The 22,680-nt window shown below is 65.3% G+C and carries 22 protein-coding genes; 11 read left to right on the forward strand and 11 right to left on the reverse strand.

Features of this window, described 5'->3' with window-relative positions; all coding sequences use genetic code 11:
- Position 1: 1 nt before the first annotated feature.
- The 7 genes from QY325_02440 to QY325_02470 all read right to left on the reverse strand — a co-directional run bounded on the left by QY325_02440 (position 2) and on the right by QY325_02470 (position 6,779).
- Positions 2–1,279, reverse strand: coding sequence for a Glu/Leu/Phe/Val dehydrogenase (locus QY325_02440; protein WKZ66791.1), 1,278 nt, complete (start codon positions 1,277–1,279; stop codon positions 2–4).
- Between the two features lie 30 nt (positions 1,280–1,309).
- On the reverse strand, positions 1,310–1,576 hold the full coding sequence (locus QY325_02445) for a hypothetical protein (GenBank protein ID WKZ66792.1): 267 nt from the start codon (positions 1,574–1,576) through the stop codon (positions 1,310–1,312).
- A 168-nt stretch (positions 1,577–1,744) separates the two neighbouring features.
- Positions 1,745–3,103 (reverse strand): sigma-54 dependent transcriptional regulator, encoded by a 1,359-nt coding sequence (locus QY325_02450; GenBank protein WKZ66793.1) that lies wholly within the window; start codon positions 3,101–3,103, stop codon positions 1,745–1,747.
- Positions 3,100–4,215: an ATP-binding protein gene (locus QY325_02455; protein ID WKZ66794.1), complete on the reverse strand. Its 1,116-nt coding sequence runs from the start codon at positions 4,213–4,215 to the stop codon at positions 3,100–3,102. The genes QY325_02450 and QY325_02455 overlap by 4 nt, the downstream gene beginning before the upstream one ends.
- Before the next feature lie 48 nt (positions 4,216–4,263).
- A complete protein-coding gene (locus tag QY325_02460) occupies positions 4,264–4,959 on the reverse strand; it encodes a Crp/Fnr family transcriptional regulator (GenBank protein ID WKZ66795.1) in 696 nt (231 codons plus the stop codon).
- Between the two features lie 51 nt (positions 4,960–5,010).
- On the reverse strand, positions 5,011–6,036 hold the full coding sequence (locus QY325_02465) for a cytochrome c peroxidase (GenBank protein WKZ66796.1): 1,026 nt from the start codon (positions 6,034–6,036) through the stop codon (positions 5,011–5,013).
- Entirely contained in the window at positions 6,033–6,779 is a 747-nt protein-coding gene (locus tag QY325_02470; protein ID WKZ66797.1) for a hypothetical protein, read from the reverse strand. Before QY325_02470 ends, QY325_02465 begins: the two co-directional genes overlap by 4 nt.
- A 141-nt stretch (positions 6,780–6,920) precedes the next feature.
- On the opposite strand from QY325_02470, the gene QY325_02475 reads away from it, so the two are divergent.
- Genes QY325_02475 through QY325_02495 form a run of 5 tightly spaced genes read left to right on the forward strand, consistent with a single transcriptional unit; the run spans position 6,921 to position 12,655 of the window.
- Positions 6,921–8,978 (forward strand): T9SS type A sorting domain-containing protein, encoded by a 2,058-nt coding sequence (locus QY325_02475; GenBank protein ID WKZ66798.1) that lies wholly within the window; start codon positions 6,921–6,923, stop codon positions 8,976–8,978.
- 10 nt (positions 8,979–8,988) lie between these two features.
- Entirely contained in the window at positions 8,989–10,941 is a 1,953-nt protein-coding gene (locus QY325_02480) for a tetratricopeptide repeat protein (protein WKZ66799.1), read from the forward strand.
- Positions 10,938–11,324, forward strand: coding sequence for a cytochrome c (locus QY325_02485; GenBank protein ID WKZ66800.1), 387 nt, complete (start codon positions 10,938–10,940; stop codon positions 11,322–11,324). Before QY325_02480 ends, QY325_02485 begins: the two co-directional genes overlap by 4 nt.
- Positions 11,325–11,329: 5 nt before the next feature.
- Entirely contained in the window at positions 11,330–12,235 is a 906-nt protein-coding gene (locus tag QY325_02490; GenBank protein ID WKZ66801.1) for a DUF5777 family beta-barrel protein, read from the forward strand.
- A gap of 3 nt (positions 12,236–12,238) precedes the next feature.
- Complete coding sequence (locus QY325_02495; protein ID WKZ66802.1) at positions 12,239–12,655, forward strand: c-type cytochrome domain-containing protein; 417 nt, start codon at positions 12,239–12,241, stop codon at positions 12,653–12,655.
- Between the two features lie 315 nt (positions 12,656–12,970).
- Here QY325_02495 and QY325_02500 read toward each other — a convergent pair whose 3' ends face one another.
- The 3 genes from QY325_02500 to QY325_02510 form a co-directional block, all read right to left on the reverse strand.
- Complete coding sequence (locus QY325_02500) at positions 12,971–13,660, reverse strand: Crp/Fnr family transcriptional regulator (GenBank protein WKZ66803.1); 690 nt, start codon at positions 13,658–13,660, stop codon at positions 12,971–12,973.
- Between the two features lie 97 nt (positions 13,661–13,757).
- Positions 13,758–15,413, reverse strand: a complete 1,656-nt coding sequence (locus QY325_02505; GenBank protein WKZ66804.1) for a multicopper oxidase domain-containing protein — start codon at positions 15,411–15,413, stop codon at positions 13,758–13,760.
- A gap of 58 nt (positions 15,414–15,471) precedes the next feature.
- Entirely contained in the window at positions 15,472–15,972 is a 501-nt protein-coding gene (locus QY325_02510) for an Rrf2 family transcriptional regulator (protein ID WKZ66805.1), read from the reverse strand.
- A 51-nt stretch (positions 15,973–16,023) separates the two neighbouring features.
- Here QY325_02510 and QY325_02515 point away from each other — a divergent pair, with 51 nt between their 5' ends.
- The 4 genes from QY325_02515 to QY325_02530 are packed head-to-tail and all read left to right on the forward strand — an operon-like array spanning position 16,024 to position 19,629.
- Positions 16,024–16,494, forward strand: coding sequence for a peptidylprolyl isomerase (locus QY325_02515; protein WKZ66806.1), 471 nt, complete (start codon positions 16,024–16,026; stop codon positions 16,492–16,494).
- A 5-nt stretch (positions 16,495–16,499) separates the two neighbouring features.
- On the forward strand, positions 16,500–17,219 hold the full coding sequence (locus QY325_02520; protein ID WKZ66807.1) for a hypothetical protein: 720 nt from the start codon (positions 16,500–16,502) through the stop codon (positions 17,217–17,219).
- A gap of 36 nt (positions 17,220–17,255) precedes the next feature.
- A complete protein-coding gene (locus QY325_02525; GenBank protein WKZ66808.1) occupies positions 17,256–18,677 on the forward strand; it encodes an MBOAT family O-acyltransferase in 1,422 nt (473 codons plus the stop codon).
- A complete protein-coding gene (locus QY325_02530) occupies positions 18,652–19,629 on the forward strand; it encodes a hypothetical protein (GenBank protein ID WKZ66809.1) in 978 nt (325 codons plus the stop codon). Before QY325_02525 ends, QY325_02530 begins: the two co-directional genes overlap by 26 nt.
- Before the next feature lie 27 nt (positions 19,630–19,656).
- Here the strand turns inward: QY325_02530 and QY325_02535 are convergent, their stop codons facing one another.
- Complete coding sequence (locus QY325_02535; protein ID WKZ66810.1) at positions 19,657–19,962, reverse strand: septum formation initiator family protein; 306 nt, start codon at positions 19,960–19,962, stop codon at positions 19,657–19,659.
- A 171-nt stretch (positions 19,963–20,133) separates the two neighbouring features.
- On the opposite strand from QY325_02535, the gene QY325_02540 reads away from it, so the two are divergent.
- The gene (locus tag QY325_02540) at positions 20,134–21,603 is read left to right on the forward strand and encodes a sodium:solute symporter (protein WKZ66811.1); all 1,470 of its coding nucleotides are present in this window, start codon (positions 20,134–20,136) and stop codon (positions 21,601–21,603) included.
- 100 nt (positions 21,604–21,703) lie between these two features.
- Entirely contained in the window at positions 21,704–22,657 is a 954-nt protein-coding gene (locus tag QY325_02545) for a hypothetical protein (GenBank protein ID WKZ66812.1), read from the forward strand.
- Positions 22,658–22,680: the final 23 nt, after the last annotated feature.

Consider the following 22,680-nt stretch of genomic DNA (forward strand, 5'->3'; position numbering starts at 1 on the left):
GTTAGGGGAAGATGCCACGTTCCTTGTAGGTCTTCTCCAGTCGTCGCAGGGCCACGATGTAGGCGCTGTCGCGCCAGTTCACTTCGAACTCCTCGGCGGTGGTGACCACCTTGTCGAAGGCGGTGTCGATCTTCTCCTGGATCATCTCCAGCACCTGGTCGATCTTCCAGATCTCGCTGCGCTTGTTCTGGAGCCACTCGTAGTAGCTGCCGATCACGCCGCCGCTGTTGCAGAGGATGTCGGGGATGATGTCCACGCCGTTGGCGCGCAGGATGGCCTCGCCCTCGGTGTCCGTGGGCCCGTTGGCGCCTTCGGCCACCACGTTGGCCTTGATGCTTCCGGCGTTGGCCGCGGTGATCTGGTTGCCGAGCGCGGCGGGCACCACGATGTCGCAGGGCAGGCCGAAGAACTCTCCGGGTGCCATGGTGCCGGCCTTGGCGTAACCGGCGATGCTGCGGTTGTTGGCCTCCACGTGTCGGTTCAGGTCCTCGGGGTCGATGCCGTTCACGTTGTGGATGGTGGCACTGGCGTCCTGTACGGCGATGAGCACGGCACCTTCCTCAGCCAGGAAGTGCGAGGTCCAATAGCCTACGTTGCCGAAGCCCTGCACGATGTAGCGCATGCCCTTCAGGGGCTTGCCGGTGCGCTTGGACCATGACTTGAGGGTGGCCACCACGCCGAATCCGGTGGCGCGGTCACGGCCTTCCAGTCCGCCGGCGCCCAGGGGCTTGCCGGTCACCACGTGCAGGTTGGCGAAGCGCGTGGCGGGCGACTTGGTGCTGGAGTAGGTGTCCGCGATCCAGGCCATGATCTGCGGGTTGGTGTTCACATCGGGCGCCGGGATGTCCAGGTCGGGCCCGATGTTGTCGCCCAGCGCATAGGTGAAGCGGCGGGTGATGCGCTCCAGCTCGCCCTGCGAGTAGAGCTTGGGATTGATCTCCACGCCGCCCTTGCCGCCGCCATAGGGCAGTCCGGCGAGCGCGGTCTTCCAGGTCATCCAGATGGCCAGGGCGCGGGCGGAGTCGATGTCCACGGTCTGGTGGTAGCGCAGGCCGCCCTTGTAGGGCCCGAGCGCGTTGTTGTGCTGCACGCGGTAGCCGGTGAAGACCTCGATGGAGCCGTCGTCCAGCTTCACGGGGAAGTGGACCACGATCTCGCTGTTGGTCTTGGCCAGGATCTTCCGCACGCCGGGGTCCAGGCCCATGATGTCGGCCGCACGTTCGAACTGGTCCATGACCACCTTGTACATGCCTTGCCGTTGCTCGGCTTTCTTTTCCATCGTCGGGGATTGCATTGGTGTGCTTGTGGGTTACTCGAAGTGATCGCATTGCAGCACGAGGCGCTCCCTGCTGCGCAGGCTGCAGTGGGCGCGGTGGTCGCAGGTGGTGCACAGGCCGTAGGGAGCTGATGCGGTCCGCGCAATACGGACATGGCCTGTGACCGTGTTGACGGCCGCGCCCATCGCTTCATGGGCCTCGCAGTGCAGCATGGGCCGAATGGCTTGATGCTCGAACTGGCATCCGCCCCGGTATCGGCAATTCATGCAGAGGGAGACGGCGGTGCGTACCTGGGCCATGGGAATCGCTTCCACAGCAACCACGCCAATGGCTGTGCCATGCACTCCATCGCGCGGTCTCTGAATGGGGAGGGTGCCGCATCAGCTGCTGGCTATGAACGCATTAAGGCGACTATGCAAGGGCGGTCGGCTCGGTTTCCGTCGCTGGCCATGTTGCGCGGCGCCGGTTCAGGACTCCCCGCCCGGGGTGATATGCCCCGGCTCTTTCAGTTTCTCCCGCAGCGTCTTGCGATCGATTCCGAGCACGGCGGCGGCTTTCGTCTTGTTGTTGCCGGTGGCTTCCAGCACGCGTTGGATGTGCCGGCGCTCCATTTCCGCCAGGGTGACAAGCGGTCCCGCATCGGTTCCGCGTGGCGGCTCCATCTTCAGGTGGGGCGGAAGGTCGTCCATCTCCACAGAGCCGCCCTTCAGGATCACAAGGCGGTGCACGAGGTTCTCCAGTTCGCGCACATTGCCGGGCCACGGGTAGGCGATCAGGGCATCCATGATGCGCGCGGGGATGCGCAGCGGCCGCTGGCCCTGCTCCTTGCTGAACCGGGCATTGAAATGGTCCACGAGGAGCGGGATGTCCTCCACGCGCTCGCGGAGGGGCGGTATGTGGATGTTGATCAGGTTGATGCGGTAATACAGGTCCTCTCGGAAGGTGCCTTGCCGGATCATGGCCTGGAGGTCGGTGTTGGCGGCGGAGATCAGGCGCACCTCCACGCGCTGCGGCTTGGTGGAGCCCAGCATGGTGACCTCCTTCTCCTGGATGGCGCGCAGCATTTTGGCCTGCACGGCAGGGGTGGCGTTCCCGATCTCGTCGAGGAAGAGCGTGCCGCCATCGGCCGCCTGGAAGAAGCCAACACGATTGGTGGCGGCCCCGGTGAAGGCACCCTTCACATGACCGAAGAGCTCGCTCTCCAGCAGCTGGTCCGGGATCGCCCCGCAGTTGACGGCGATGAAGGGCGCGGAGGCGAACGTGCTGTTGTAATGGATGGCGCGCGCCACCATCTCCTTGCCCGTGCCGCTCTCGCCGGTCACCAGCACCGTGGCCCTGTTGTTCTTGGTGCGCTCGATGATGCGGTAGACCTCCTGCATGGCCGGGGAGCGGCCGATGATGCCGTGGAACGATGAGCGCCCATCCGGGTCCGCCGCACGGCCCTCCGGTGGGGTAATGCTGCTGAGGACCCGGTTCACCGCCTCCCGCAGCTCTTCCTGCGTAAAGGGCTTCACGAGGTACTCCACCGCACCGAGCTTCATCACCTGCACCGCATCCTCGAGCTTGGGGTAGCCCGTGATCACCAGCACCGGGATGGCGGGGAAGTGCTGCGAGAGGTAGCGTACCAGCTGGATGCCGCTCACCTCGGGCATGTTCAGGTCGGTGATCACCAGGTCCACCGGGCTGTGCTCGAGCACCTCGATGGCATCCACCACGGTATTCGCGGTGAAGGGCGTCAGCCCCAGTGCGTTCATGCTCCTGCGCAGCAGCTCCAGCATGTCACGGGCATCGTCCACCAGCAGGACGGAAGGGGAAGGGGCGCTCATGCGGCTGGCAGTGTGATGGTGAAGCAGGCGCCCTGCCCCGGCGTGCTCTCCGCGGTGATGGTGCCGCCGTGCCCCGTTACGATGCCATGGGCCACGGATAGCCCCAGCCCGGTGCCCTCGCCGGTGGGCTTGGTGGTGAAGAAAGGCTGGAACACCTTTCGCAGGTCCTGCGGCGCTATCCCATGGCCGGTGTCGCACACGCGCAGCCTCACCAGACCATCATGGCCTTCGCTGGTCAGGGTGAGCGTTCCCCCGGAACGCATGGCGGCCACGGCATTCAGCACCAGATTGGTGAGGACCTGCTCGAACTGGACTCGGTCCAGCCGCACGGGAGGCAGCGTGCGGTCCAGCCGCAGCACGAGCTGCACGCGGGCCTCATCCACCTGCCGCTTCAGCAGGCGCAGCACGCCTTCGGCCACCTCATTGAGGTCCTGCGTTCGGAACTGGCTGGGCATCTCGCAGCTGAAGTACATCAGGCGCTTCACCACTTCACGCCCGATGAGGGCCGAGTCGATGATGCGCTGCAGGTCCTCGCGTCGCGTGGCGTCCTTCTCGTTCGCCATGAGGAGCTCGGCATAGCCCAATACATTGCCCAGCGGCGTATTGAGCTCGTGCGCGATGCCAGCAGTGATCTCCCCCAGCACCGAGAGCCGGTCGCTCTGGAGCATGCGTGCCTCGAATAGCCGCTGCCGTTCCCGCTTCTCGTGGCGGTCGACGATGGTGGCGGCCTCGGCGGCGAGCTTCTCCAGCAGCTGCTCCTCCTCCGGTAGGAAGGCGTCCTGGGCATCGGTGGTCATCGCCGGATACCCCACCATAAGGCTGCCGCGCGTATCGCCGTCGATCAGGATCGGCGCTGTCCGGTGCGGTCCGCCCGCAGCGGGCTGGCCGTAGGAGCGGTCATCGAGCACCAGGTCGACCAGGAGTGCATCCGGCCATTGCCATCCCTGCGGGATGGTGCGCACGAACGCCGTCAGCATCGGCTCCAGGCCCATGTCCTGCGCCTGCGCGATCCGTGCCACGGCGTAGAGGCATTGCAGTTCCTTGATCCGCTCGCGCAGCTTCTCCGAGGTATCCCCGGTCTGCGGCTCTGGCTGCGATGCTCGATGCGGCATGCGGGCAAAGGTAGACCGGCCTTTGGGGCGGCGGCTCCGTGGAGGCCATCAGCCCCGCATCGCTTTCTCCAGCTCACGGCCGCGGCGGATGATGATCTCCTTGCCGGAGAGCGCGATGAGGCCCTGCTTCTCGAAATGCCCCAGGGTGCGGATCACCGATTCGTAGGTGGTGTCGGCCATGCTCGCGATATCGCGCCGGGGAAGGGTGAAGGCCAGCTTCCGCGGATCCTTGGTATCGCTGCCGAAGGTGGATCTGCAGAGCAGGATGACCTTCGCTACGCGCTGCGCGACATCCATTGTCATCAGGTCCCTGAGGTGCTGGTCGAGCACGCGCAGCTCTGCTGCGAAGTAGAGCAGGAAGTGGTAGCAGAACAGGTTGTTGGCCTTCAGTGTGCTCAGGAACAGGGGCATCGGGATCACATTCACCCGGGTCGGGCTCAGGGCGATGGCGCTTGCCGTGTAGACCGGGTCATCGCCGATGCCGCGATGTCCCAATGCCTCACCGTCGCCGGCCAGTCGGATGATGCGTTCCAGGCTCTTGCCTTGGCGCGCAACCACCTTCACGCGCCCGCGGTGGATCATGTACATGCGGTCCGCCACCTGCCCGTCCATGAAGACGGGCTGGCCGCGATCCACGTCCAGCTGCGTGTTCTGGGCCCGCAGCAGGCCCTTCCACTCCGGCGAGCAATAGCGCTCGATGAGCTGGCTGAGGTGGACAAGGTGTCCGTTGGGCTCGGCGGGCATGGGGGCTAAGCTAGCGGCCGATCCGTCATCGCGCGGACCGTTGGAGCCGCCTCAGAACGGGCTGCCGAGTTCCGGGTCATTCACGAAGGCCTCGTCCGTCAAGGCATGGAGGAAGGCCACCAGGTCCGCCTTCTGCTGCGGCGTCAGGGCCAGGGTGGTGCCGGTTCCGGGCTTGGTCATGATGGGGTCGAGGCTGGCAGAATGCTGCACGCCGCTGTTGTAGAACTCCACCACTTCCTCGAGCGTGGCGAAGCGGCCATCGTGCATGTAGGGCGCCGTGAGCGCCACGTTGCGCAGCGTGGGGGTCTTGAAGGCGCCCATGTCCATGGGGTTGCCGGTGACGGCGTACCGCCCGGTGTTGAAGCCGGTGAAATCCGCCGATAGCCCGATGTTGTGGAAGGCATTGTCCGTCATGAGCGGGGTGGCATGGCAGTGGAAGCAGTCTCCGACCTCCGTGAGGAAGATCATGGCGCCATGCTGCTCCGCCAGGGTCAGGGTGGCCTCGCCCATGAGGTAGCGGTCGAATTTGCTGCGGGTGGAGGTCATTCGTCGGAACCATTGCGCCAGGGCCATCGCCACATGCTCCCGGTCGATTTCGCAGGTGCCGAAGGCCTCCTGGAACAGCCTGGGATACTCGGAATGCCCATGCAGCACGGAGACGTCCACCTGGAAGAAGTCGTTCACCTCGAAGCGCATGACATCCTCCAGCGATCCGGCCACCTTGCCGTTCCAGAGGAAGTTGGTGCTCCAGGCAAGGTTCACGTGCGGGAGCACATTGGTGGAGGCGGTCGGCACCGTGAACGACCGGCTCTGGTCATGGCAGCTGGCGCATGCGAAGCCTTGGAACGGGCCGTTCCGCGAGAGCAGCGTATCGTAGTAGAGCCGGCGGCCGAGCTCCACCCCCTCCCTGGTGAGCGGATTGCCCGGCGCTGGAACGGGCTGCGGGAAGTAGGAGGGGTAGCTCAGCTCCATCGGCGTGGCGGTGGCTGCGCACAGGTCAGGGTTGTCCGCCGCATCCCTGCGGCAGGAGACGGCCAGTAGTCCCATGGCGAGCAGCAGGATGATGCCGGTTCTCATGCCGGCTGGTGGCTGATGGTGAAGGCGTTCGCGCAGTTGTCCTTCAGCAGGCCCATGAGCATCATGCTGCCCATGGAATAGCTGCCGCTGGGCAGGTCGTACGTGTGCGGGTCACGGAACACCTCATTGAGGTTGAAGCGCAGGGTGAGCGTACCGGCCTGCCCATGAAGTGCGAAGGATTGGGGCATGTCGCAGACAGGAAGGTTCTCGTTCCTGCCGATGTGCATGGCGTAGCCCGTGGGAGTGGTGCCATTGAGGAAGTGTCCCTCGAACTTCATGAAGTGATAGCCGCCCCCCATCATGTCCGGCCATGCCATGTTCACATTGGACATGGTGTTCGGCAGCGCTCCGGTGACGTTGAGCGAAGCCGGCAGCCCCAGCAGCAGCGTGGCGCCGGTGTACTCGCCGGCAGGCAGCGTGCCCAGTTCGAACCGGTTGCTCATGGTGCCATTGATGTAGAAGGGACCGGGGATCACATGGTCAGGGGTGCCGCAGCAATCGGCCCCACGGAGGATGATCTCGCTCACGTAGTACTCGAGCCGGGTCACCGAGAAGGCGTGCCCGGCCTCATTGACATAGCTGATGGTGTCGAAAGCGAGCTGGGCTCCATCCACATGGTGCTCAAGCACCAGTGCCGTGCTCGTGCTCGGCGGCAGGGGGGGGGCGGCCGGTGAGGCGGACTCCTCCTTCCTGCAGGAGGGGAGGACAAGGGCAGCGGCAAGGAGGGCGAGATGCTGGCGCATAGGGGACTGTTTGGTGGTGCAAAGGGAATCCACGGAATCGCCAAAAAGTATGATGTAAATCATTAAAAAGGGACATGCGAATCCTAAATTAGCGCCCGGTCGGGGTCGGATGGTCGGCCGCGAACCGGTAACAAAGCTGCCATGAAAAGATTGCTACGCGCCTCGCTGCCGTTGGTGCTGCTCGTGCTTCGCATGCCGGAGACCCAGGCCCAATGCACCACCACCAATGCCACCTCGTGCCAGTGCCCCCCCGGCCAAGGGACGGCTTGCGACCTGCTCCCGGACATGACCACCTCGTGGTACGCAGCGCTCAACTACCTGAGCGGGCCCAACGAGGAGGCTGGGCGCATCTACGTCACCAGTTCCACGCCGAACATCGGCTATGGTCCTTTGGAGGTGCGCGGGGTGGACCTCAGCGGCAACCGGCGCTTCGTGTGCGGCATCGACACGTTCGTGGTGCAGGATCCCACGGCTTCGCAGCAATTCGCCTGCCCGAATGGCGGCACGGCCAAGCAGCTCACCACGCAGCGCATCTTCCGCAAGGAGGGCGCAGTGATGACCTCCAGTGAGCGGGTGATGCCGCAAGGCATGACCTATCACCCCACGCACGGGCACACGCACTACGACCAGTGGGGCATCTTCAGCCTGCGCATGCAGGAGGCGGGCGTGGCCGATCCGCGCCAATGGCCCATCGTGGGCCAAGGGTACAAGCTCGGCTTCTGCCTCATGGACTATCACAGCTGCAATGTCAGCGCAGCCAATCACCACTGCAAGGACGACAACACGGTGTACAATGCGGGCACCACGCTCTACGGTCCGAGTTTCCCGAACCTGGGGCTGGGCGGTTCCTATGGCTGCAGCATGATCCGGCAGGGCATCTCCTCCGGCTACACGGATATCTACAGCGAGTACCTCGATGGCATGTGGGTCGATATCCCTTCCGGTACCTGCAACGGCGCTTATTGGATCGTGCTGGAGGCCGACCCGCTCGATGTGGTGGAGGAGGCGGACGAGACGAACAACTGGACCGCCGTCCCCTATACGCTCACCCAGCAGCCCGCCTCCTCCGCAGTCGCGAGGATCCTCTGCGATGAGCAGGCCTTCGTGTGCGCCGGCGAGCAGGTAAGGCTTCGCGCCACGCCTGGCACATCCTACCAGTGGTCCACCGGCGCCACGAGCAGCAGCATCATGGCCGGCCCGGGCACCTACACCGTAACCGTGACGAGCTATTGCGGCACCGTCACATCAGCACCCTTCACCGTTGCCGCCTTGCCGCAGCCCACCGCTCCGGCAACGGAGGGTGTCATCATCTGCGAGGGGGAGCAGGCCTTGCTGAGCGCCACCGGTGGCGACCTCCTGTGGTACGACCAGCTCGGCAATCCGGTGGGGAGCGGGCCTGAGTTCATGACTCCGCCCCTTTACGCGGATGCCACGTACATGGTGGCCGATCGCATGGCCACCCAAGGCACCGCCATCTATGGCGGCAAGCCGAACAACAGCGGCAGCGGTGATTTCCATGCTGGCGGTCAGGCCCTGCGTTTCAATGCCCTGGCTTCATTCAGGCTCGCATCGGTGAAGGTCTACGCCAGCACCGATGCCTACCGTACGATCGAGCTGGTGGACGCCATCGGGGTGCTGCGCGCCTCGCGCTCGGTGCATCTGCCGGTCGGCGAATCGCGCGTGGACCTCGATTGGGACATTGTTCCGGGCAACAACTACCTGATCAACGTGAGCGGCACCACGGGCCTGTGGCGCAGCACTGGCGGGGTGAGCTATCCCTATGCGGTGGGCACAGTGGCCAGCATCACAGGTTCCACGGGCGGCGCATCCGTGTATCCCTACTTCTATGACTGGGAGGTGGAGGTAGGTGGCGGGAGCTGCCAGAGCCCGATGACGCCCGTTCAGGTAACGGTAGAGGTCTGCTCCGGGGTGCAGGAAGCGCTGGCGCTGCGTGGATTCGAGGTCTTTCCGAACCCCAACGATGGACGCTTCAGCCTCACGGTGCACCTGCTCGAATCCGCAGCCTTGGAGATCGAGCTGTTCGATATGATGGGCCGTTTGGTCCATGGGGAGCGCTTGCAGGCGCCCGCCGGCCAGGTGGTGCGCGAGCTGGACATGGGGCACCTACGGTCCGGGGTGTACATGCTCAAGCTCCGCATCGCCGGCCGGGTCTTCCTGCGGCGTTTAGCCATCGACTGATTCGCGAGCCATGGCGATCAAGGGCAGGACTCCCTATGCCAGATGGCGTGTCGCCGCGCTCGTGGGGGTGCACCTGCTCTTCATCGCGCACTTCGTCCATTGGAAGCTCAAGGGGCGCACCTTGGCCCCGCTCGAGTTCAACGAGGTGCTCTACACCATCCACCAGGGCATCGTCACAGCAGGTTTCATCCTGATGGCGCTGGTGATGGCGGGGACGCTCCTCTTCGGCCGATTCTTCTGCTCATGGGGCTGCCATATCCTGGCTTTGCAGGACGCTGCCGGCTGGATCCTGGATAAGCTCCGGATCAAGCGCCAGCCCATCCGTTCGCGCACGCTGATTTGGGTGCCGCTGGGGGTGATGTTCTACCTCTTCATCTGGCCGCAGCTCCTCCAGGCCTGGCACGGTGTGGAGCAGCAGGCGGTGCATGTGGTGGAGGCGGGCGGGTCGCGGTGGTCGTCCTTCACCACCGACGATCTCTGGCGCAACCTGCCGCCACCCGGCGTGGCCGTGTTCACCTTCTTCGTCTGCGGCTTCGTCATCGTATACCTGCTCGGAAGCCGGGGCTTCTGCTTCCAGGCCTGTCCCTACGGGGCGCTCTTCGGGCTCGCCGACCAGCTGGCTCCCGGCCGCATCGTGCTTACCAAGGATTGCAGCCAATGCGGGCTTTGCACCAAGGCCTGCTCTTCCGATATCCTGGTTCACCGCGAGCTCGCGCTTCACGGCATGGTCACCAATCCCCGATGCCTCAAGGACCTCGACTGCGTATCGGCCTGCCCTGAGCAAGCCGTGCGCTACGGATTCCGCATGCCGCCGCTCTTCCGGAAGGGGCACCCCATGGGGGCCTACGGCGGGCGCTTCAGCAACACCTTGGGCGAAGATGTCTTCCTGGCGGTGGCATTCATCGCGGCCATGCCCGTGTACCGCGGACTGTACGATGCGGTGCCCTTCCTGCTCGCCGTTGCCCTCTCGCTCTGCACGGCGTGGCTGCTTGTGCTGGGCTGGCGGCTGGTGCGCCGCGGCGCCGTGCAGTTCCGCGGCATCACCTTGAAGATGGACCGCAGGCTGAGGCCGGCAGGGCGCTTCGTTGCAGCCGCGGTGGTGCTGGCGGCCTTCTTCCTCGGACATAGCGCATGGGTCCAGTTCCATACGCTGCAAGGGAAGCGCCTCTTCGTCCGCGCAGGGGGTCGAGCGGCCGGTGAAGCAGAGCTACAGCGGGCCATCGTCCACTATGAGACCGCCTTGCGTATCGGACTGGTGGCGCCCATCGATCGCCGCTTCGAGCTGGCATCGCTGCTTCAGCAGCGCGGTGATGCGCGCCGCTCAGCGGAGCTGCTTGCGGCCATCCTGCGCGAAGACCCTGGCCATGCCGAAGCGCGATTCCGGTTGGGTGAGCTCCTGATGGCCGGTGGAGACCGCGATGCGGCCTTGCGCCTCTGGGCGGAGAACCTGAGCCGCGGCACCGACCATTCCGGCACGCGGAGCCGACCGATGCTGGCGCGCTCGGCCATGGCCCTGGGCGCCGCCCTTGAGGGGATGAACGATTCCGAGGGTGCACGGAGCGCCTTTGCAAGGGGCCTTGAGCGGGTTCCCGGCGACCCGGAGCTGCTCATCGCGTCCGGGGCGCTTGCGCATCGGACCGGACGCATCGATGAAGCCATCCGCTGGTTCGAGGATGCGTTGAGGAACGGTGGTCAGGAGGACATGCTGCGCAACAACCTAGGCGCCCTCTATCTGCAGCAGGGGCGTCACGATCGCGCCCAGCCGCACCTCGAGCGACTCATCGCCCTGCGTCCATCGGACGCGCGGCCCCGCTATATCCTGGGTGTGCTCCACGCCAGGTCCGGCCGAACGCGGAACGCCGAGGAGCAGCTCCTGGCCGCCGCACGGCTCGCCCCTGGTGATGCGCGCATCCAGCAGGCGCTCGCAATGCTGAATCAGCCCGCCAATACCATGCAGCCATGATCCGCACGCTCATCGCATTCGGCGCGCTCATCGCACTGGCTATCGGGCAGCCGGGCGAGCCATGGAAGGCACCACCGGAGGCCGACCGGCTGAAGGACCCGATGGCGGCGAGCCCCAAGGCCGCTGCGCAGGGCGGCAAGGTCTTCCAATCGCTCTGTTGGACCTGTCATGGGGCGGAAGGCCGCGGCGATGGCCCGAATGCGGCCTTGCTCACCGTGAGGCCTGCAGATCTCGGCTCCGCCGCGGTGCAGGAACAGAGCAACGGGGCGTTGTATTGGAAGATCACCCATGGCCGGGGAGAGATGGCTTCCTACGAACAAGTGCTCAGCCGCGAGGACCGCTGGGCCTTGGCGCATTACATCCGGACCCTCGCGCACCCATGACGGCCATGAAGCATCGGTTCTGTGTCGCCGCCTTGGCGGTGAGTGGCGCCTTGATGCTGAGCGCCCAGGAAGGCACCGGCCGCGAGTACATTACCGGCACCTTTGCCGGCACGCAGGTGGTGAACGCGCACAGTGTCGAGGTGGTGCCGCGCAAGCGCTCCTTCGGATTCATGATCCAGCATCGCTTCGGGGCCGTGGGGCCCGATGAGCAGGCGTGGAAGCAGTTCGCCGGGCTTGACCTGCCTGCCAACATCCGCTTCTCCTTCCAGTACTCGCCTTTCAACGACACCCAGTTGGAGATCGGCAGGTCCAAGAACGGCAAGGTGTGGGACCTGGGTGCGAAGGTGCGCGTGCTCAAGCAGACGGTGGAGGGGGAGATGCCCGTTTCATTGACCGTGCTCGGGAATGCATCCCTGATGAGCGAAGACTTCCCGACCGTAGGTGAGCGCGACTTCTTCGGTGACGGCATCACGCCGTTCGCTTACCGATTCGAGCATCGTCTCGCCTACAACGCACAGGTGATCGTAGCCAGGCGCTTCTCGCCCTGGTTCTCCCTGCAGGTGGCCCCGGTGGCCATCTACCGCAACCTCGTACCGGTGGGCGGGTCCAACCTCACCCTTGCGGTATCCGGGGCGGCGCGCATCAAGGTGACCACGAAGGGCTCCATCCTTGTGGAAGCGGCTCCGATCATAGAAGGCCGGCAGGCCATGGAGCACCGCGAACCGGTCGCCATCGCCTACGAAGTGGCCACGCTCGGGCACGTGTTCCAGGTGGTGCTCGCCAGCAGCCAGGAGATCATCGAGCATCGCGTGTACACGACGTCGGCATCGCGCTACGACGAGGGCTACCTGCACCTGGGATTCAATATCGCACGCACGCTCTTCGTGAAGCCCAAGGCACCCAAGCACTGAACGATGGACTGCCGCGCCCTCGCCCTCGCCCTTTCTGTCCTGCTCGTGGCATGCGCCAAGGACGAAGGCCCGCTCCATGTGCCCAGGCACGCAGCGCCGGACGACCCCGTCGACACGGCCTACTTTGGCGCCGAGGTGCTTCCCATCCTTACGGCGCGCTGCTGGACCTGTCATCCGCCCATGGGTGGCATGGATCTCTCAGCCAGCGAGGCCTATGCCAATCTGGTGGGTGTGGAGAGCAGCAATCATGCGCCAGCGCTGCGCGTCGTGCCGGGTGATCCCGAGGCCAGCGTACTCTGGAACAAGATCAACTTCACCGAGGTTTACGGCTTGGGCATGCCCCCGGATGGCACCGTGCTCAGCCCTGCGGAGGTCGCCACGATCACGGATTGGATCGAGCAGGGAGCGCTCGACAACTGAGGCGAGGGTGGGCTGGCTGGCAGCCATCGATTGCCGGTGCTGTTGCGCAGTATCCGACTGCATCTGCCAAGGGGGGCAACAAGTGAATGTGGCGGGGAGGGCTAACCCGCATGCTTTAGGCTTGGCGATGATCATAGCATCGCTGGCGCTGCCGTCGGGCGGGTTCACGTCTCCCAAGCCCAAGCCGGGATGCGCCGGAAGTGCTCGCTCTCGGCCTCTTATCGGCGCAGTTGTGATGCATCCGCTCTATGAGCGATCCTGCGTCCCGTGACCCGGTTCGCGAAGGGGAGCGCTTCTGCCGGATCACGCCATGCGTCAGCCTTGCACCAGCTGTGCGAGCCCCTTGGCGTCAAGGATGCGGAGCTCTCGCCCAACGGACTTGACCAATTGCCGTTTCTGGAGCGCGGAGAGCGCCCGGATGGTGCTCTCGTAGGTGGTTCCGGCATAGTCCGCAAGGTCCTGTCGGCTCGGCGTATAGGCCAGGAGGCTGCGGTCATGCCTGTCATACCCGAAGCAGCGAAGGGTGGCGAGGATGGCTTTCGCCACGCGCTGCAGGGCGCTCAGGTGGAGCATGGCCTTGGTCTGCTCCTCGCTTCGGCGGAGCTCTTCGGCGAAGAAGAGCATGAAATGGTAGCTGAAATCGGGGTTGGCCCTCGCGGCGCTGAGGAAGGCCTGCATGGGGATGCGATCCACGGTGGTCGGCACCAGTGCCGTTCCGGTGACGGTATAGGTGAAGTCGCCTCCCATGCCCCGGTGGCCCACCACCTGGCCATCGCGCGCGAATCGCAGGATGCGCGAGGAGCCCGGCGCGAAGGCGCTATGCACCTTCACCTTGCCCTTCCGGACGATGTACAGGTCATCGGCCTGCTGATGCTCTTTGAAGATCAGGGCCCCGGCGCCCACGGAAACCGTGTTGCACTGCTGCCGCAGGAGCTCCTGCCATTCAGGGCTGCAATGCTTGCGGATGAGTGCAGCCAGCGTATCCGGCAGAGGAATCGGTTTCATGCCGGCGAATGTACCGGCGTCATCTTCACCTCGGAGCCGCACATCCCGGCCTCCGGTCCACGATGCTCCAGGGGGTGCGGCGCGGGATGGCCGGGGCTCACTGCTTGATCACCCTGGCTCGGCTGCGGTGCTTGGCGCCCACCAGTTCCATCCAGAGCATGCCTGCGGGCATCGCTGACAGGTCGACCATCCCCTCCATGGCCCATGATCCTGGCTGCGTCAGCAGAACCCGGCCCGTGGCATCGCGCACGATGATGCGCTCCACCGGATGATCGGCCCGGTAGTGCACTGCGCCCAAGGTGGGCATAGGAGCCACCATGGCTCTGGGCAGATGGTCCGCATCGAGGCCCATGGAAGGGTCGACGACGATGAACTGCAGCATCATCATGTTGTCCTCGTGAAGCAGGTTGTGGCAGTGGTACATGAACGGCCAGCCCTCGGTCGCCTCACCGAACCGCATGATGAGCTTCACGTCCTCGAAGCGGTCTACGAGCACCACATCCTTCGGTCCGCGATCCCATGGGGCTGGCGGCTGTCCGTTGCGCTCCAGGATGAAGAAGGAGACGCCGTGGATGTGCATGGGGTGGGCCATGTTCGAATTGTTCACGATGTGCCACACCTCGGTGCTCCCGAGCTGCATGGTGTCATTGACCACATCGAGGTCGAACATCAACCCGTTGATCATGAACATGCCCATGCCCACCATGCCCATGCCGGTGAGCGTCTTGGTGCGTGTGCGGATGCTTGTCGCCTCATCCGGGACCGGATGCGCCACGAGGGTGGCGGGTACGACGGTGACCGGATCAGGGGTTGGTGCGGTGACGCGGATGCGCAGAACCGGGAAGGCCACGCCGTTGAGGATGCTGCTCTCCCAAACCATGTTCCCCGATCCGGGAACGGTGCTGGGGAGCTCGTTCCCGTAGCTCATCAGCAACAGACTGTCGCCTTCCAGCCCGGTGAGGTCGAGGAGCACCTCCGCGCGTTCGCCGTTGCTCAGCCAGAGCCGGTCCGTGACCTCCGGTGCTGGCAGCAGCCCGCCATCCCCGGCGATGACCTGGAAGGGCCGGCCATCATCGAACCCCAGCGCATAGATGCGCGCGTTGGAGCCATTCAGGAGACGCAGCCTTACCACTTGCGCCGGGCATTCGAGATAGGCATTCGGGGTGCCGTTCACCAGCACCGAATCGCCGAAGGGATAGAAGGCGAAGTCGCCATTGGCGAGGAACTTCCGGTCCTGGATCACTACGGGGAAGTCATCCACGCCATAAGCGCGGGGCAGCGCCAGCTGCGCCTCTTCCTCGTCGCGTACGATGATGAAGCCGGCCACGCCGAAGTTGGCCTGCTCGGCCGTGAGCTCATGCGGGTGGGGGTGGTACCAGTAGGTGGCCGCCGGATTCTTCACGGGGAACTCGGCCATCCAGCTCTCGCCAGGCGCGATGATCCGCTGAGGCCCGCCATCCATCTCCCCCGGCACATGCATGCCATGCCAATGCATGCTGGTGACCTGTGCGAGCTGGTTGTGTATTGCGATGCGCGCCGTGTCGCCCTGCTGCAGGATCAGGGTTGGGCCGAGGTACTCCGCGCTGGCCCCGTAGGTGGAGGTGGTGATTCCCGGGTAGAACTGGTGCGCATGCTCATCCACCACGAGATGGAACGTGTCGAGCATGAGCACTGGCGGAACAGCCATGGGTTGCATGCCTTGGCCAAGGACCAGGGCAGGGAAGAGGAGGCAGGCGATGGCGAGCTGGCGCATGGGAAGGCGATGATCCCGCGAAGCAAACCCGGGCGCGCACAGGGCGGACTGACGGGCGTCAGCGCAGGCGAAGCGGCTTCCGGGGGTCGAAGCCCTCCGTCAGGTCCTGGATGCTCGTCCCTTCGAGCATCCGCTGAAGGTCCTCGCGCACGGCGATGAAGCGGTCGTGCAGCGGGCATGGGTTCCGGTTCGAGCACTCCTTCAACCCCAGTGCACAGCCTTTGTACACCGAATCGTCGTCGATCGCCTTCACGATGTCGCTGAGCTTCACCTTGCGCGCGAGCGCCGGGCCGAGCTCATATCCTCCGCCAGGGCCCTTCAGGGAATGGAGCAGGCGGGCACGCGCCAGCTTCTGCAGGATCTTGGCTGCGAAGGCAGGCGGGGTGCCCGTGCCCTTGGCCACATCCTGCACCGTCAAGCGGCCCCCGTCCGCGCTGCCGGCGGCGATGAGCACCATGGCGCGGAAGGCATATTCGCAGGCTTTGCTGAACACGGCGGCGAAAGTAGAGGGCGGCGGCCATGCCCGGCTGCCGTTCGTCACAGCTCCCTTGATGCGCATCAGCCATGGCTTCCGGCAGAGGCTTTACATTCACGCCCCATTACCCCAGTCATGCGCATCACCAAGAACTCCGTCGTCTCCTTTCATTACACCCTCAACGACAGCGAAGGCAAGCTGCTGGATACCAGCGCTGGCCGTGACGCATTCGCGTACCTGCATGGCGGCGGCATGATCGTGCCCGGCTTGGAGGAGCAGCTGGAGGGCAAGGCGAAGGGTGACTCCATGCGGGTGGAAGTGGAGCCGGCCAAAGGCTATGGCGAGGTGGACCCCCAGTTGGTCCAGCGTGTGCCGCTCGATCGTTTCGGCGGCCAGCCCGTGGAGGAGGGCATGCAGTTCCAGACCCCGGACAACCGTGTATGGAGCGTGCTGGAGGTCAAGGATGACCAGGTGGTGCTCAATGGCAATCACCCGCTGGCCGGCGTCACGCTGCATTTCAGCGTGGAGGTCACCGATGTGCGCGAGGCCACGGCGGATGAGATCAGCCATGGCCATGTGCACGGGCCGGGCGGTCATCAACACTGAGGCCGATGCGGGCCGAGCTGCTCCTAGGCTGGGCATGCTGCACGGCGGGGGGCTCCGCTGCCCAAGTGCCGTTCGCGCATAACGACAGCATCTTTCTCCTGCGGACCTTCCGCGAAGGCTACCACGCCGTATTCATCGCGCAGCCGCAGGACTCCGTCTGGGCGCATAGGACCGCTGGCCCTGTGGGTGACGTGACCCGCCATGCATACGTCCGATCGCAGGTGCGCATGCTCGATGAGCTGGGTATCCGGCCGTTAGCTGGTGCGGCGGGCAGCGGGCGATGGACCGATTGGGTCCCGGTGCAGCGCCTGAATGGCGCCTACTGCCTCTACGCGCCCAGTGATTGGAGCAATCACCGGCGGGCCCAGGTGCACGGAACATGGTTGGTTACCAGCGAGATGGATGGTCCGATGGTGCATGCCATCACGGGGGCGTCCGTCCCAGCGGATACAGCGCGCATCCTCGCGCACTACCGGTGCGTCTCGCTGGTGAGCCATGCCATGGACCCCGGTGATCCCGTGCGGGACCTGCTCATCCACCGCCTGGAGGATGGCGCCGGCGTGTGCCTCTGGGAGTTCCGTGACAGCACCGGCGACAGCACCTACGCGTTGATGGCACCGATGCATGCGGCTCGGGCCTTGCCGGTGGTGGTGAACCACTCGCCCTCGCGCAAGGCGCCGGAATTCCCGTTCGAGGAGCCGGGTCCGCATCTGCTCCGGCGCTGAGCCGGATCGGCCGCCTGCGTTTCTTCGTGGCGCGGCATGCTCTTCAATTCGTTCGCATTCGGGGTCTTCCTGCCCGCGGCATTCGCCCTCTACTGGTGGGTGTTCCGCGGCATCCGCGCGCAGAATGCCTTCATCCTGGCGGCGAGCTGGCTGTTCTATGCATGGTGGGATTGGCGCTTCCTGGGGCTGCTCATCGTGAGCACCGCGGCCGACTACGGCATCGGGTTGCGGATCGGGGCCACCGATGACAACCGGCGCCGGAGGTGGTGGTTATGGGCCAGCATCGCCATCAACATCGGGCTGCTCGGCTGCTTCAAGTACCTCGGGTTCTTCGTGAATAGCGCAGCGGAGCTGCTCCGCGCGCTCGGGTTCGAGCCGCACCTGCCCGTCCTCCGCATCGTGCTGCCCGTGGGCATCAGTTTCTACACGTTCCAGACCCTGAGCTATACCATCGATATCCACCGCAGGCAACTGGCTCCTACGCGCGACTTCATCGCCTTCGCGGGATTCGTCTCCTTCTTCCCGCAGTTGGTGGCCGGGCCCATCGAGCGGGCGCGCGACCTCCTGCCCCAGTTCCATCGGCCACGGGCCTTCGACCGGGCGGATGCCGCGGATGGCCTTCGGCAGATGCTCTGGGGCTTCTTCAAGAAGATCGCCGTGGCCGATCAGCTCGGTGCCATGGCCGATGTGGTCTTCACCCTCGATCCGCGCACGGCCAGCGGGGTCACCCTCTTCTTCGGCGCGCTGGCCTTCTCCTTCCAGATCTACGCCGATTTCAGCGGCTACAGCGACATCGCCATCGGGTGCGCAAGGCTCTTCGGCTTCCGGCTCAGCCGCAACTTCGCCTATCCCTATTTCAGCAGGAGCATCGGCGAGTTCTGGCGGCGGTGGCACATCAGCCTGAGCAGCTGGCTGCGCGACTATGTGTACCTGCCGCTCGGCGGATGGCGCGGGAAGGCGGGCCGGTTGCGCAACATCCTCATCACATTCGGCACCAGCGGCCTCTGGCATGGCGCCGCGTGGACCTTCGTCGGCTGGGGGCTGCTGCACGGGCTCTATTACCTGCCGGAGGTGCTCGCCGGCCGGCGTGAGCGACCCTCCGAGGCGCCCACCTGGAGGGATCTTCCCCGCATGGTGCCGGTCTTCGGCCTGGTGATGGCCGCCTGGGTCCTGTTCCGGGCGCAATCCATCGAGCTTGCCGGCTCGCACCTCTACCGCATTTTCGCCAATGCGCGGCTCAGGCCTTACGATATCGTCCCATGGATCACCGCAGGCGTGTGGTGGCTGGTGGCGCTCATGCTGGCGGCGGAGTGGCGCTCGCGGCGTGATGCGCATGCGCTGGAGCGGATGCCCCGCACCATGGCGGTGCGCTGGCTGATCTACGTCGTCCTCATCCTGGTGATACTGCTCCGCATGGAGCTCTATGCTGAACATGCCTTCATCTACTTCCGCTTCTGAGGCGCTGCGGTTCGCCATCCGGGCATCGGCCTGCGCGGGCCTGATCGCTCTGCTCGCAGCAGCCGCCATGCAGTGGGGGCCGCCTGCGGCCCCCTCGAATTACATGCGCGCCACCGTGCTGAAGAACAACCGGCTGCTGCGCGCCGGCTCCCCCAAGGTGATCCTCATCGGCGGCAGCAACCTCGCCTTCGGTGTGGATAGTGATCGGCTCGGTGAGGCGCTCTGCCGACCGGTGGTCAACATGGGACTTACCGCCGTGCTTGGCTTCCGTTTCATTGTCGAGGAGGCCGATCAGGCCATCGGTGAGGGCGACCTCGTCATCGTGGCCGTGGAGCAGAGCTCCTACGAATGCGCCGATCCCGACCTCGATGCGCTCGCCACGGTGCTCGACTACCGCCGGGAGTCCTTCGCGCTGATTCCTCCCGCACGGCGGCCGCGCCTCTGGCTGAGCCTAGGCGTGCTGCACCTGCAGTCGCTTGCCGAGCACGCCTGGCACTGGGTCGCAATGGGCGGCCCCCCGCACTACGCTGACCGCCGCTGGCTGCCCAATGGCGATCTGGTGACCGATTACCTCACCGCCATCATGCCGGCCGATGCTCCGGCACCGCAGGAGTATGCATCGCTCGAGATCGATCCGCAGTTCTGGGTCATCGCCGCCGATCTGGAGCGCCGGGCTGCACGAAAGGGCGCTGCGGTGGTGTACTCCTTCGCGCCTTTGGCGGAACGCGCTTACCATCCCGATGACATGGAGCGCCTCACCCGGGAGCTGGCGGTGCACGGCCACCGCGTGGTGGGCCGCGCCGCCGACCACGTCTATGCCGATTCCTTGTTCTTCGACAGCTGGCACCACCTGCGCGCCCCGGGTCGGCGATTGCGAACGGAGCGCCTGATAGAGGAGGTCTGCACCGCCCGGCCGGGCGAATGCTGCGACCTTAGCCGGCCACGGGAGTGAGGCGAGCGGGGGCGATGGGCCGTGTGATCACTCCTTCTCCGGCACGAGCACGAAGATGTCCTCGTTGTCGCGCTTCATCAGGTAGCGCTCGCGGGCGAACTTCTCCAGAAGCTCATCGTCGTTGGCGATCTCGGCCAGCTGCTCCTTGGTGCGCGCGATCTCCTGGGCGTACCATTCGCTCTGCTCCGCCATCCGGCCCAGTTCGCGGTGGTTCTTCCAGGTGGTCCACAGGTCGTTGTCCGAGAACACCGATATCCAGGCCGCCAGCACCAGCACGGCCAAGCCGTACCGATTGCGCAGGCGCTTGGGGATGCGGTTGAGCAGGCGGTTCACGGTGCGAAGGAAGGCCCTCCTTCACGGGTAACGCCGCAGGGGGGCGGCCCCGTATTCCACGATCGATCGTGAAGGGCCCTGAGCGACAGCCGGTTGTTCATAGCGCAACGGCGTTGGCGCAACCGGAGGCCCGGCATTGGGTTTCCTTCGCTGGCCCACGGCCGGCTCCGCATGTCCCCCTCGCTCGTCCTCAGCGTCATCCTGGCCTACTTCGGGCTGCTGTACCTCATCTCGGTGGTCACCTCGCGCGGCGCGGGGAACAGCGCGTTCTTCCTCGGAGAGCGGCGGTCGCCCTGGTACGTGGTGGCCTTCGGTATGATCGGGGCGTCCCTCAGCGGGGTCACCTTCATCAGCGTGCCGGGCATGGTGGGGCAGAACCAGTTCAGCTATCTCCAGATGGTGCTGGGCTACCTGCCCGGCTATGCAGTGATCGCCTTCGTGCTGATGCCGTTGTACTATCGCCTCGGGCTCACCAGCATCTACGGCTACCTGGGGCAGCGGTTCGGACGGAGCAGCTACCTCACCGGTGCATGGTTCTTCCTGCTCAGCCGCAGCGTGGGCTCGGCCGCCCGCCTTTACCTGGTGGCCGAGGTGCTGCAGTACCTGCTGTTCGACGCCTGGGGCGTGCCATTCCTGGCCACGGTGGTCATCACCATCGCGCTCATCTGGCTCTACACGCATCGCGGCGGCATGCGTACCATCATCTGGACGGACACGCTGCAGACCGCATTCATGCTGCTGGCGGTGGGCCTTACCGTGGTGCTGCTGGGCGAGCGCATGGGCTGGGGCATCGGGGAGACCATCGCCCAGGTCAAGGCCAGCCCGCTCAGCCGTGTGTTCTTCTTCGATGACCCGAAACCCGGCACCTACTTCTGGAAGCAGTTCCTCGGCGGCATGTTCATCGCCATCGCCATGACCGGGCTCGACCAGGACATGATGCAGAAGAACCTCAGCTGTCGGAGCATCGGCGAGGCGCAAAAGAACATGGTGAGCTTCAGCCTGGTGCTCGTCGGCGTCAACCTCGTGTTCCTCGCGCTCGGCGCACTGCTGTTCCTCTACGTGGAGCGCACCGGTATCGCGCTGCCACCGAAGGCCGACCAGCTCTACCCCATGCTCGCCGTGCAGGGAGGGCTGCCCATCCTGGTGGGCCTGCTCTTCCTCCTCGGCCTCATCGCTGCGGCCTATTCCAGCGCGGACAGCGCCCTAACGGCGCTCACCACCAGCGTCTGCGTGGATGTGCTGGGCATCGACCGCAGGCCCGAGGGCGAGCGGGAGCCGCTGCGCAAGCGCGTGCACGTGCTCATGAGCGTCCTCATGGTGGTGCTCATCCTCCTCTTCAAGGCGCTCAACGATGATAGCATCATCAAGACCGTGTTCAAGGTCGCTGGCTACACCTATGGGCCGTTGCTGGGGCTCTTCGCTTATGGCATGCTCATCAGCGGGGCTGTTCGCGACCGCTGGGTGCCGCTGGTGGCCCTGCTCTCGCCGGTGATCACCTACCTGATCGACCGGTACTCAACGGTCCTGTTCGCTGGCTACTCCTTCGGGTTCGAGCTGCTGCTGCTGAACGGAGCGCTCACCTTCGCCGGGCTGCTGCTGCTGCGCGTGTCCGGCGCCGCTGCAGCGCCTTCCCGCAGCTGAGGCCGGCGGCCCTTTCGCGCCCGCCACCCAACCGCAGCGCCGCGATGCCCGTGTATGGGATTGGCAGCGGATGTCCCGCTGCGGTAAAACCCCGATCATCATGCGGATCTCACGGAAAGTGTTGCTCGTGCTCGGCGCCTTCCTCCTGGTGGTGTCGTGCAGGAAAGAGGAGGAAACCGCCGGCGTTCCGGCAGCAGTGCCTGCAGCGAGCGCCAACCCGCTGCACGCCTATTTCAACAAGCGCGTGGCGGCGGCGCGCCAGAACTTCAATGTGAATGCCTCCGTTGGCGGTACCATCACGGGCAACGACGGTTGCCGGGTCACCTTCGCGCCGCAGGCCTTCCGCACGGCAGCGGGTGCGATGGTCAACGGCACGGTGCAGGTCGAGCTGGTGGAGGTGCTCGACTACCGCACCATGATCCGGCTCAACAAGCAGACGGTGGGCAGGATGGGGAACGAGCGCCGCATGCTGGGCAGCGGCGGAGAGCTGCGCGTGATCGCCCGGCAGTACGGCGTGGAGGTCGATATCGCGCGCAATGCGGCCACGGTGAGCGTGCCCACCGGTCAGCCCGATTCCCGGATGCAGGTCTTCTACGGTGACGAGGCGGCCGATGGCTCCGTGGAGTGGGAGTTCACGGAGGATACGCTCGTCGTTCCCGATACGGCCGATTGGGATTCCGCTTGGGGCGACTGGTTCTACTACACCTTCCAGGCCGATTCGCTCGGATGGCTCAACTGCGACTACTTCCCGCAAGCGTCATTGAGCGCGGTCTCCATCGCCGCGCCGGCAGGCTTCACGCAGGCGAACACCCTGTTCTGGGTGGCCATCCCCGCGATGAACGGGGTGATGAGCTGCTGGTACACCGGCACGGTGTTCCAGTCCGCCATGGCGCCGATCGGCATGCCCGCCGTGATGATCGGCCTGCACCAGGATGCGGATGGGAACCACCAGAGCAGCTTCACCGACATCACCATCGCTCCGGGTGCCACGGTGACACCGGTGTTCACGCCCACCACGCTCTCCCAGTTCGAGAGCGACATCAACGGAATCTGAGCGCGTCCTCCTGCGCATCGGGC

It is taken from the genome of Flavobacteriales bacterium (assembly GCA_030584065.1).
GTDB lineage: Bacteria > Bacteroidota > Bacteroidia > Flavobacteriales_F > PHOS-HE28 > PHOS-HE28.

Bases quoted from the DNA above. Each gene is read 5' to 3' on its own strand.
- QY325_02500 (WKZ66803.1), bottom strand. From the start codon at position 13,660: ATGAAACCGATTCCTCTGCCGGATACGCTGGCTGCACTCATCCGCAAG.
- QY325_02490 (WKZ66801.1), top strand. From the start codon at position 11,330: ATGAAGCATCGGTTCTGTGTCGCCGCCTTGGCGGTGAGTGGCGCCTTG.
- QY325_02450 (WKZ66793.1), bottom strand. From the start codon at position 3,103: ATGAGCGCCCCTTCCCCTTCCGTCCTGCTGGTGGACGATGCCCGTGAC.
- QY325_02455 (WKZ66794.1), bottom strand. From the start codon at position 4,215: ATGCCGCATCGAGCATCGCAGCCAGAGCCGCAGACCGGGGATACCTCG.
- QY325_02505 (WKZ66804.1), bottom strand. From the start codon at position 15,413: ATGCGCCAGCTCGCCATCGCCTGCCTCCTCTTCCCTGCCCTGGTCCTT.
- QY325_02485 (WKZ66800.1), top strand. From the start codon at position 10,938: ATGATCCGCACGCTCATCGCATTCGGCGCGCTCATCGCACTGGCTATC.
- QY325_02465 (WKZ66796.1), bottom strand. From the start codon at position 6,036: ATGAGAACCGGCATCATCCTGCTGCTCGCCATGGGACTACTGGCCGTC.
- QY325_02470 (WKZ66797.1), bottom strand. From the start codon at position 6,779: ATGCGCCAGCATCTCGCCCTCCTTGCCGCTGCCCTTGTCCTCCCCTCC.
- QY325_02440 (WKZ66791.1), bottom strand. From the start codon at position 1,279: ATGGAAAAGAAAGCCGAGCAACGGCAAGGCATGTACAAGGTGGTCATG.
- QY325_02530 (WKZ66809.1), top strand. From the start codon at position 18,652: ATGCCTTCATCTACTTCCGCTTCTGAGGCGCTGCGGTTCGCCATCCGG.
- QY325_02540 (WKZ66811.1), top strand. From the start codon at position 20,134: ATGTCCCCCTCGCTCGTCCTCAGCGTCATCCTGGCCTACTTCGGGCTG.
- QY325_02520 (WKZ66807.1), top strand. From the start codon at position 16,500: ATGCGGGCCGAGCTGCTCCTAGGCTGGGCATGCTGCACGGCGGGGGGC.
- QY325_02525 (WKZ66808.1), top strand. From the start codon at position 17,256: ATGCTCTTCAATTCGTTCGCATTCGGGGTCTTCCTGCCCGCGGCATTC.
- QY325_02475 (WKZ66798.1), top strand. From the start codon at position 6,921: ATGAAAAGATTGCTACGCGCCTCGCTGCCGTTGGTGCTGCTCGTGCTT.
- QY325_02445 (WKZ66792.1), bottom strand. From the start codon at position 1,576: ATGGCCCAGGTACGCACCGCCGTCTCCCTCTGCATGAATTGCCGATAC.
- QY325_02510 (WKZ66805.1), bottom strand. From the start codon at position 15,972: ATGCGCATCAAGGGAGCTGTGACGAACGGCAGCCGGGCATGGCCGCCG.
- QY325_02460 (WKZ66795.1), bottom strand. From the start codon at position 4,959: ATGCCCGCCGAGCCCAACGGACACCTTGTCCACCTCAGCCAGCTCATC.
- QY325_02545 (WKZ66812.1), top strand. From the start codon at position 21,704: ATGCGGATCTCACGGAAAGTGTTGCTCGTGCTCGGCGCCTTCCTCCTG.
- QY325_02495 (WKZ66802.1), top strand. From the start codon at position 12,239: ATGGACTGCCGCGCCCTCGCCCTCGCCCTTTCTGTCCTGCTCGTGGCA.
- QY325_02480 (WKZ66799.1), top strand. From the start codon at position 8,989: ATGGCGATCAAGGGCAGGACTCCCTATGCCAGATGGCGTGTCGCCGCG.
- QY325_02515 (WKZ66806.1), top strand. From the start codon at position 16,024: ATGCGCATCACCAAGAACTCCGTCGTCTCCTTTCATTACACCCTCAAC.